The organism is candidate division KSB1 bacterium, assembly GCA_022562085.1.
In the GTDB taxonomy this organism is placed as follows: domain Bacteria; phylum Zhuqueibacterota; class Zhuqueibacteria; order Oceanimicrobiales; family Oceanimicrobiaceae; genus Oceanimicrobium.
Genome location: JADFPY010000153.1, coordinates 1 through 9,945 on the forward strand (window position 1 = coordinate 1; position 9,945 = coordinate 9,945).

Below are 9,945 nucleotides of genomic sequence, written 5' to 3' on the forward strand. Positions count from 1 at the left end.
AATAACAAGGGCAATCCTTGTATCCCGAACTTAAAAATGTAAAACAAAAATACACTTGCTGAAAAGAGCAGGCAGAGGTAAGCGTACTTCCGGCTGCCGTTGAGTCCTAAAGAAACGACAGTCGTTTTTTTGACCGGAGTGGCTAATTGATCGTGCTCAAAATCGAGATAGTGAAAGAATGTCATGATACCGATGTAAGTCAAACCCATACCCAAAGCAATTAGGACTGAGAATGAATTGACTGTTAAGGTTTGGGCATAATAACTACCTAAAACGAGTAAAACGATTCCTGCGAAACCACCCAGCCATTCTCCAAGAAACGGACGGTACGAAAAGCGAAAAGGGGGCAGGGAATAAAGCAGGCCGCACAGATAGCCCGGAATGATAAAGGCGTAGACAATTTGAGAATTAATTACCAAAGTACAAGCGCTGAGCAAAATAACTAAAATAACATGCGAGACGAAAAAAACTTGCCACATGTCTCGAATGGTGAGCAATTTGGCTTGCAGGACTTTACTACCTCCGGATTTTTGCCCGTGCGGTTCCCGGCGGTCCGCGCCGCTCTTCCAGTCATAAATTTCATTAATAATGTGAGTTGGATAACCCTGGATCAGGGCGGATATTGTTAGTACTAACAAAAAAGCCAGCCAGTTTATTTCATAGCCTGTAAATACGGCCAGGGCAGTTCCAACAAGGCTCCCCGTAAACGACCAGACCATGACCGGCAGAATTCGAAAGAGCATAAAGTAGCCTTTGATTTTTGAACGCATCATAATTTGCGTGGCAGGCTGTGGTTAATATTCAATTCTGGTAACACCGCCGCAGTCTACTCGGTGCTTGCTTGACTGCTCAATTTTCCAGATATGATCGTACCCTTCGATGAGAATCCAGGAAGTGGCAGTCGGGTGAGTAAATCCCATTTCATCTTCACATTCTTTCGGAAGTCCGGCTTTCATAAGATGATAAGGAACTAAATTTGAATGAGTGACTAATAAAACTGCGTCTCCAGGACCAAATTTCTCATTCAGTTCTTGGAAAAATGCCGTGATTGCAGATGTGTCTTTGCATGCCTCTGCAACGGTAATCTTAAGTTCCTTCTTTTGCGCCAGCGGAAATGCCGTGTGCAGCGTTCGGGTTGTGTTGCTGGAATAAATTGCTGAGAGCGAGAGGTCTTTAAAATAATCGGCTAACTTTTCGGTCCTGGCAATGCCCGCAGAACTTAAGGGCTGATAATCGCCGATGCTTCCGTGCGGCCAATCAGCCAGCTTTTCTGCGTGCCGGACCAGATAAACGGTCGGCTTTATTCCGGTTTCGCTAACTTCTCCCGGTTTTTGCAATTCTGCTTCGGCGGCGATGAAGCCAAATGCCGGCCAATATTTCCCGGCGATAATTTTTTCAAATATCTCCCTGGCCTTTTTGTTTTTCCCGGTATAAAGATACCAATTTCCGACACCGTACCCTTGTGTCGCAAGTGACAGTTCATCCGGATTTTCACTATTGAGAAGTTCGTCCGGAGATTTCAGACCTTTGTACATGAGCAGGCGGTTGTGATAAGAGGTGTTCTCGAGAATTTCCATGTTTTCCTGAATGGGTTCCAAAACTCCCGCAGCTTCTTCGTTTTTACCGAGTCGACGGTAAGTCATGTAGAGCCAATCGCTGGTGGCGCACAAGACATCGTCGTTTTTTGAATATTTCATGCACTGGAAATAAGCACTCAGGGCATTTTCAAAATCGCCCTTTAAGTAATGTGCGAGTCCTAAATGGTACCAAATGTTGAATTTCAGGGTGCCTCTGGGAATATTGTGTTTGTTGGGCGCGCCATCCGGTTCAATTTCATCCTGCATGTTCTCGGTTAATCGAGCTGCTTTTTCGAGGTCGGCAATGGCTTTGTCAAATTCCCGAATCGAAATGTAACGGTGCCCGCGGTGGCGGTAGAGTTTTGGATAATTGGGATGTTTTTTAATCCCCTTTGAATAAATATCGATGGCGTCATGATAGCGCCACAAATATGCCGTCCGGCGGCCCAGCCAGATGATGCGTTCCGGATCATCCGGATTTTTCTCGTAGTCCGCTTGCGCTTGCTTCAGGTTTGACTGCAGTTGTTCAAGATCGCCTTGCAGGGCCGAGCGATAGAGCTGCTTTCCTAAAAGAGAAATTGCTTCCGGTTCTTCGGAAAAGACAACGGTGGGTAGGCACAGGGCAATGAGAATAATGATCCCTTGGGAGAGAAATAGTTTTTTTTGCATATGACTAAAAGAGGAAAATTCGCATTTGGTTTTAAAGTAAAAATGATTACGAAAAGTAACAGTTTTTTTACAAAATGCAACAAATAAATAGAAATTGGCAGTTTTGTTTAGCAGCCTAACTTGACTTTTCGGATGGAGTTTATTTAATTTGTTTTTATTTTTCGATCAAAAATTTCTTGTATAATGAATTTAGGACGTTCCGAGGTCCGTTCCCACGCGGAGCATGGGACGAGTAAAAGTACACTTTTGTGTCATTTTTTTAAATTTAAGGAGGGAACATGCGATTTAGATCTATCTCATTTCTTGCAGTATTTACTTTTCTATTCTCAATCCAAAATTACGCGTCCGATAAGAATGACAAAAAAAAGAAAGAGTGGGATGTCACCGCCACTTTTGGTCCCACGAAACAGGTGGAATTCACAACCACCGAGGGAACCTGGATGAACCTCGATGTCAGCCCGGACGGCGACGAAATCGTGTTCGATCTTCTCGGCGATATTTTTATCATACCGATTGCCGGAGGCAAGGCCACGTTGTTGTCAGGCGGACCCGCTTACGAGGTGCAACCCCGTTTCAGTCCGAACGGAAACCTGATCAGTTTTACCAGTGACCGCGGCGGCGGCGACAACATCTGGGTCATGAGTAAAGACGGCAGCGGAGCTCAAGTGGTGACCAAAGAAGATTTTCGTTTGCTCAACAACGCATGCTGGACCCCGGATGGCAACTACCTGATTGCGCGCAAGCATTTTACCAGCCGGCGTTCCCTCGGCGCGGGCGAAATGTGGATGTACCATATTTCGGGCGGCAAGGGCTTGAAGATGACCAAGCGCAAAAACGACCAGCAGGATGCGGGTGAACCTTGTATGTCGCCCGACGGCCGGTACCTTTATTTTAGCGAGGACATGACCTCCGGCGGCAGGTTCCAATATAATAAAGATCCGCACGGTCAAATTTACGTGATCCGCCGGTTGGATACTGAAACCGGAAAAATCAAGAACATTGTGAGCGGTCCCGGCGGCGCAGTTCGTCCGCAGGTTTCGCCTGATGGTAAGCTTTTGGCTTTTGTGCGGCGGGTTCGCTCAAAAAGCGTTCTTTTTCTCCACGACCTCGAAACCGGGGAGCAGTGGCCGATTTACGATAACCTGCACAAAGACCAGCAGGAGGCCTGGGCCATTTTTGGTGTTTATCCTAACTACGCCTGGACGCCTGACAACCAGCACCTCGTTTTCTGGGCGAAAGGACACATCTGGAAAATCAATATTTCCAACAAAGAAGTCGTTCAGATTCCATTTGAAGCAGAACTGAAACACACAGTTCACGAGGCTATTCGAATTAAACAAAAAGTCAGCCCGGAGACGTTTGAAGTCAAGATGGTTCGGCAAGCCACTACTTCGCCGGACGGTGAGTGGCTGGTCTTCAATGGCGTCGGTTATTTGTGGAAAAAGCAACTGCCCGATGGCAAAGTTGAGCGGCTTAGCCAGGATGAGCACTTTGAGTACGAACCCGCTTTTAGCCCGGACGGCAAATGGATCGTTTATACGACCTGGGACGATGTCGAATTGGGCGGCATTTACAAAGTCGGACTTGACGGCGGTAAACCAAGAAAGTTAAACCGCCGCAAAGGGTATTATTTCTCGCCTTCGATTTCCCCTGACGGGCAGCGAATCCTGTACCGGCGAGGCACCGGCACCTCGCTGCTCGGGTTTGCACATGGCGTTGAACCGGGCCTATACTGGATTTCAGCAAATGGCGGCGCCGAACATTTTATTCGCGAAAAAGGAAGTGAGCCGCGGCTTAATCTCAAAGGGGATCGAGTTTATTTCCAGGAAGGAATCAAAGATAACAAAAGAGCGTTTAAAAGCGTGCGCCTGGATGGCGGTGATGAACAGACCCATTTCACTTCGCAATATGCAACTCGATTCGTACCGAGTCCGGATGAAGAATGGATGGCTTTTACAGAATTTTTTAACGCGTATATCACTCCATTTCCAAAAACCGGTTCATCTGTGGAGCTCAGCGGTAAGATTAAAACCATTCCAATTAAAAAAGTCAGCCGGGATGCCGGCGTTTCTTTGCACTGGTCCGGGGACAGTAACAAATTGCACTGGACGATTGGACCGGAGTACTACACCCGCGAGTTAAGTTCCAGTTTTGATTTTGTGGATGGTGCGCCTGACACGATTCCCCCGCCGGATACCAGCGGCTTAAACATTGGATTAGTTCTGGAAACAGACGTACCGGCAGGTAAAACCGTTTTTGTCGGTGCGAGAATTATCAGCATGCGCGGCGATGAAGTCATTGAAAACGGTACTTTGGTGGTAGACGGAAACCGCATCGTAGCGGTTGGCGTGTCCGGGGACGTGCAAATTCCTGACGGCGCCAAAACGATCGATGCGATTGGTAAAACAATCATGCCGGGGATAGTAGACGTCCATGCGCATGTTTCTCATTTTGGTACCGGTATGACACCGCAGCAAAACTGGCCATATTACGCGAACCTCGCATTCGGGGTGACCACCACCCACGATCCTTCCGCGACCACAGAAAAAGTGTTCACCCAGTCGGAAATGGTTAAAGCTGGCATACTCGTCGGCCCAAGGATTTACTCAACCGGCACGATTCTCTATGGTGCAGACGGAAATTTCAAAGCCGTTATCGACAGCCTTGATGACGCGCGCTCACATTTACGCCGCATGAAAGCGGTTGGCGCTTTTTCGATAAAAAGCTACAACCAGCCGCGGCGTGAACAGCGCCAGCAAATCCTCAAAGCCGCTCGTGAATTGGGAATGATGGTTGTACCCGAAGGCGGCTCAACCTTCTACCACAACATGAATATGATCCTTGACGGTCACACCGGCATTGAGCACTCCATTCCCATAACTCCGGTTTATAAAGATGTGTTGACTCTTTGGAGCTCAAGCAGCACAGGTTACACCCCAACTTTGGTGGTCGGCTACGGCGCAATTTCCGGCGAGAATTATTGGTATCATCACACCAATGTCTGGGAAAATAAACGGTTGCTGACTTTCCACCCAAGGGCGGTTATTGACGCACGTTCCCGGCGCCGTCAAATGGCTGCTGAGGATGACTATGGTCATATCAGCCTTGCCGCCGACGCAAAAGCGCTTATTGACGCCGGTGGTAAAGTGCAGCTCGGCGCACATGGCCAACGGCAGGGTCTGGCTGCTCACTGGGAAATGTGGATGTTCGCGCAAGGCGGCATGACGCCCCTGGAGACGATTCGGGTGGCTACTTTGTTTGGGGCTGAATATATCGGTCTGGATGATGATATTGGCTCGCTTGAACCCGGGAAGCTGGCCGATTTAATTGTGATGAATGAAAATCCGCTTGAAAATATTCGCAACAGTGAAAACATTTTATATGTCATGGTAAACGGCCGTCTCTACGACGCCGAGTCCATGAACGAGATTGGTAATCATCCGCGGGTACGCGGCTCTTTCTACTGGGAAAATCCCAAAACCAGCGACGCATTTGTCTGGAGAGAAGGGATTGGGTTTGAGGAGTTAAAATGCGGGTGCGGCAGGCAGTAGTTGTGATTTAACCTTCCAGGTTTTTATAAACCTGGAAGGTTTTTTTGCTTAGGTTTGGCTCAACAGTTGGACTTTTTCTTTTTTATCGTGACTTTCCTAAACTATTTTCGATGCCCACCTCAAAGATTTGCGATTCTTCACCGATAAATAGATAGAAGTCTTTTTTTAGAAATTTAAAATAGAGGAAAAAAATGCGTATTTTGATTGTTGATGACGACGCTGATTTTAGCCGGTTAATCTCAAAATATCTCACCCCATTCGGTGAATGCGAAGTCGCAGTAAATGGGCAAGATGCAATTGAATCGGTCAAACTGGCATTCGAAGAAGCTCACCCCTACGACCTCATTTGCCTGGATATCATGATGCCGAACCTGGATGGCCAGGATGCACTCAAGAAAATCCGAGATATTGAAAAAGAAAAGGGAATCAGGGTCGGTGAAGGCGCCAAAGTCATTATGCTCACTGCTCTTGATGATGACGATCAGAGATTGGTTTCATTTCTGCGACTCTGCGATGGGTATCTTACCAAACCGCTTCAGAAAAAAGAGTTGTTTGAGAAATTGCGAGAGATTGAGTTGATTAATGTTTAGTTTTTCAAGATTTGACAGCCATCTCAAAGATGGTAACTATTCAGCTGTTAGTCGTTGGCTTTTAGCTGTTGGCCTTGAGCTTGCTGATTAGACTATTTATCATCTTTTGTTCTTTATTGACTGATGCAAAATTACTTTTGTCTCTTTAGCTGAGATGATAGATAGTTCTTCAATGATGATTAATTGAGTTTCCAATTCAAATGATGAACCCAAAGCAATTTCCAGGAACCGCTTAAAATCTACTTGACTGCTTCGACTGCAACCCTCGGCAATATTTGAAGGTATCGATACAGCAGAACGACAAATCTGACTTCTTAAACCATATTTTTCTGCAACAGGAAGGAATTCTGCCAATCCCGAAGCGTCGGGATGGCAATCCCACCTTTCCAAATATTCAGGGTCCTTAAATCTTTCATTGAGCAACCAGTTTATGAATAATGGCGCCTAAAAGCCAACGGCTAAATACTAACATTTCTCACTTCGTTGGTGCGTCAGACTTGATTTGCTAAAAGGATCGTATTACCGCGAAGCGGTTAGACAACATAGCCGAGGGTTCCCCGACTTGTACTTGTCGGGGTACCCTCGGTTTCGAGAACATATCAAATCAAACCCTGAAAGGGTTTCATAAACCACAACCGGGTGATTTCATGACCAATTTGTTGAACCCTTACAGGGTTCATCTGCGGTTTGCCTTTTTAATCCCAGTGTTCTTCAGAAAACGAACACTGGGCTGTGTTGTGTAACGCCTTCGGCGTGAACAAAATCGAAATACCATCCTATAATAATTATTTTCAGTTGTTTACGGCAATTCAGCGGAATGAGAAATGTTCATCGTAAGTAATCAGGGAAATCTCAAAGAATCATCATGAGTAGATATCAAGAAATATCTGTTCTTGATTAGCCCAGAGGAAACGCTCAGTATTACTAAATTTCTTGCCGTTCAACCCGATTTTGGATACAGCTTGTGCTATTGCAGATGAGTTCAAAGTATCAATACACTGTCCAAAACCATTTCCTTCTACTGTCTCTTTTAAACCGGGATGATCATTGGTCACAACATACTTGCTGCAAACGATAAACTCGTAAAGTTTATTGCTTGCACAATAGTAGTCATTGAGGGTGGCATTGTTGTAAAACACTAGTCCAATATCTGCAGAATTTATGACATTTATAACATTCCGGTTTTCAACAGGTTGAAGAATAAATATCCGGTCTGCCAGACCATTCATGAATACTAAGTCTTTAAGAGTCCTCGCCATTGTCGCCGAGACCTGACCGACCAGTAAAAGACAATAATCTTCTGGTAACAATGGCATGGCATTAACCATGTGCCTTATGCCTCGATTCTCAAACATTGCGCCTATGTACAGCAACTTGATTTTGCCTTTTGAAGCTGGTTCAATTCCTTCAAGATAGTTGTCTGGCGGTAGTTGTCTTTGAATTGGGAAATTCTCGATTAGATGAACATGGTTGATGTCGTATTTTTTCTTAAAATACGAAACCCGGTTTTTCTCAGGAAGTATGATTTCATCAGCGTATCTTAATAGTCGTTTTTCGATAACATTCCACCAAATCCGTCGTGTCAAGTCAATAAACTGTTCCGGATATAATTCGTGTGCATCATAAACCAGTTTAAAATTGGCTCCCGATTTCTTATGTAGATAGCCCGCGTAAAGAGTATTTAAATCGTTACAATGCACTATATCAGGCTGAATTTCTCCTAAAAATTTTGCTGCTGCGCGGCAAAATTGAAACGGAAGAAAGAAATTCCGAATAGGATGTGACTTAGGCGTGAAGTCGAAATATCGAATTTTGAAATCATATTTCGTTAAATCATCATTCCCGAAGTTCTGGAGTATCAATTCAACATTGTAGCCATTTTTACGCAACGTGTGGATTTCTTTTTGGACTCTACCGTCGTACTTAATATTTCCCCATAGAATGAAGACAATCTTTCTCATACCGGGCACGCCATCAGTTTACCGTACCCATTTGAGTAATAAGCAAATTTCTCTTGTTTCAACTCGCAATTGCTAAAATCCAATATCTTAACACAGTCATCGGCAATTTCAAATTCCCTGATCTGAGTGACATGCCGGTAGTCCATTCTTATTGTAATAGAATTATCTTCCAATTGCAGCAGCTTTATTTTAGCATCATTATCCATTGAAAACAGTCCCCCGCTATCACGACGGAAATTGTTCGGCTCCATACCCTGTGGGGTCAGCAGATTATGCGCAGTGGCGCTCCTGAATAAATTCCGTTTTTCTATCAGTGGATAGTAAAGATAGGTCCCGGGATCACGGTAGTAATCTTCGCCATCAATATTTAGTTCAAATGATAATTTATCATTATGGGTATGTCCCCCGTTTCCGTTCTGCCCGGCGGGAGTAGCACAAACAGTCAGGTGAATACGATCGGAGCTAAAAATATAAATGCCGAAATCAAAGTATGGACGAAGTTGCAGATTTTGCCGCAAAGACTTTTCCAATTTTCTCTTTGGTTGAATAATCTGCTTATATTGATATGGTAGTGTTGTATGCTCTGTTTTTAGATTTCTTATTTGCCTTTTCACTCCATTTTGCTGCCTAAACTCAAGCTTTTTATTTCTTGCTAATGAACGAATCAAACTTTGCTCCAATGGAAAATTTTTTGCATGAGATTTAAATTCTTTACAATCAAAAAAACCAAACAGCGCCGATAAGAAAGTCGAGTGATTAAGAGTATTTTCGTCCCAGTACTTACTATTGTTACCACTCAAATTGTATTCATCAAGCAACGCGTTGTAACCCTTTAAATTCAAATATTTGTTCTCGGCTTGCTGATTGGTTAAAAATTCTCCGTTCGGAGACAACCGAAAAAATCTGCCGCTATCATTGTCGCCTATTTGAGGAATTTCCCCTGTTGGTTTTTTTAGATATGCCGTGAATAGCCCTGCTTTAGAGAGGCGTTCAATATACCATTCCGGGAAAAATTCATCCCTATCAATATTGTACTCTTGTTGCGCAGGAGATTTAAGTTCAGGAGAAAGTTTCCAATTTTTATACTCATAATTGGTTAATGCCTCTTTCTTATTTTCGTTCATTCCTAAAATCAACGCTGTGGAATAAGCAACAAATTCTCCACTTAGTCTGTGATATGAAGTTGAAGATTCAAAATTCCCACCGGCAGGATAAAACTGTCTTTCAACTTCTTTAATGAGCTCTTGAACAGAAAATGCCAACCAGGCATCTGTTTCCGGCATACATGCCATATAAGCTGCAATGAAGAGCAATGCAACAATATTTGACAAATAATGATTGGTTGAGTGCTTCAGGGAATATTCCAAATTATGCACGATATGTAAACCGTGCTCATAAATCCCGTAGGCAAAGATAGCTTCGAATTCGGAGTTGAGTTGCCCATTACTGTCCATTTGTTTTATGAGATCGTGAGCAAGAAGCAGATTTGCCGCCCGAATCCCTACGTCCATAGTGCATACCCAGTTGAAACCCATTCGGAGGGGATTTGTCGCCAGGAAATCGAGCGTTTGATTCCTAAACTCCTGAATGATCTCAG

The 9,945-nt window shown here is 44.4% G+C and carries 7 protein-coding genes; 2 read left to right on the forward strand and 5 right to left on the reverse strand.

Annotated elements, in window-relative coordinates; all coding sequences use genetic code 11:
- The coding region (locus tag IH879_13125; GenBank protein ID MCH7675878.1) for a prenyltransferase at positions 1-770 on the reverse strand (770 nt) is incomplete at its 3' end.
- 24 nt (positions 771-794) lie between these two features.
- Positions 795-2,246 carry a histidine phosphatase family protein gene (locus tag IH879_13130; protein ID MCH7675879.1) on the reverse strand — a complete coding sequence of 484 codons (1,452 nt, stop codon included), beginning with the start codon at positions 2,244-2,246 and terminating at the stop codon, positions 795-797.
- Between the two features lie 278 nt (positions 2,247-2,524).
- Here IH879_13130 and IH879_13135 point away from each other — a divergent pair, with 278 nt between their 5' ends.
- Entirely contained in the window at positions 2,525-5,797 is a 3,273-nt protein-coding gene (locus IH879_13135) for a PD40 domain-containing protein (protein MCH7675880.1), read from the forward strand.
- A gap of 191 nt (positions 5,798-5,988) precedes the next feature.
- The gene (locus tag IH879_13140; protein ID MCH7675881.1) at positions 5,989-6,387 is read left to right on the forward strand and encodes a response regulator; all 399 of its coding nucleotides are present in this window, start codon (positions 5,989-5,991) and stop codon (positions 6,385-6,387) included.
- Positions 6,388-6,486: 99 nt separating this feature from the next.
- On the opposite strand, the gene IH879_13145 is transcribed toward IH879_13140, so the two are convergent.
- From IH879_13145 to IH879_13155, 3 genes are all read right to left on the reverse strand, one after another.
- Positions 6,487-6,777: a four helix bundle protein gene (locus tag IH879_13145; protein ID MCH7675882.1), complete on the reverse strand. Its 291-nt coding sequence runs from the start codon at positions 6,775-6,777 to the stop codon at positions 6,487-6,489.
- A gap of 473 nt (positions 6,778-7,250) precedes the next feature.
- On the reverse strand, positions 7,251-8,348 hold the full coding sequence (locus IH879_13150) for a glycosyltransferase (protein MCH7675883.1): 1,098 nt from the start codon (positions 8,346-8,348) through the stop codon (positions 7,251-7,253).
- On the reverse strand, positions 8,345-9,945 hold a 1,601-nt coding region (locus tag IH879_13155), incomplete at its 5' end, for a heparinase II/III family protein (protein MCH7675884.1). The genes IH879_13150 and IH879_13155, both read right to left, overlap by 4 nt.

Bases quoted from the DNA above. Each gene is read 5' to 3' on its own strand.
- IH879_13130 (MCH7675879.1), bottom strand. From the start codon at position 2,246: ATGCAAAAAAAACTATTTCTCTCCCAAGGGATCATTATTCTCATTGCC.
- IH879_13135 (MCH7675880.1), top strand. From the start codon at position 2,525: ATGCGATTTAGATCTATCTCATTTCTTGCAGTATTTACTTTTCTATTC.
- IH879_13140 (MCH7675881.1), top strand. From the start codon at position 5,989: ATGCGTATTTTGATTGTTGATGACGACGCTGATTTTAGCCGGTTAATC.
- IH879_13150 (MCH7675883.1), bottom strand. From the start codon at position 8,348: ATGAGAAAGATTGTCTTCATTCTATGGGGAAATATTAAGTACGACGGT.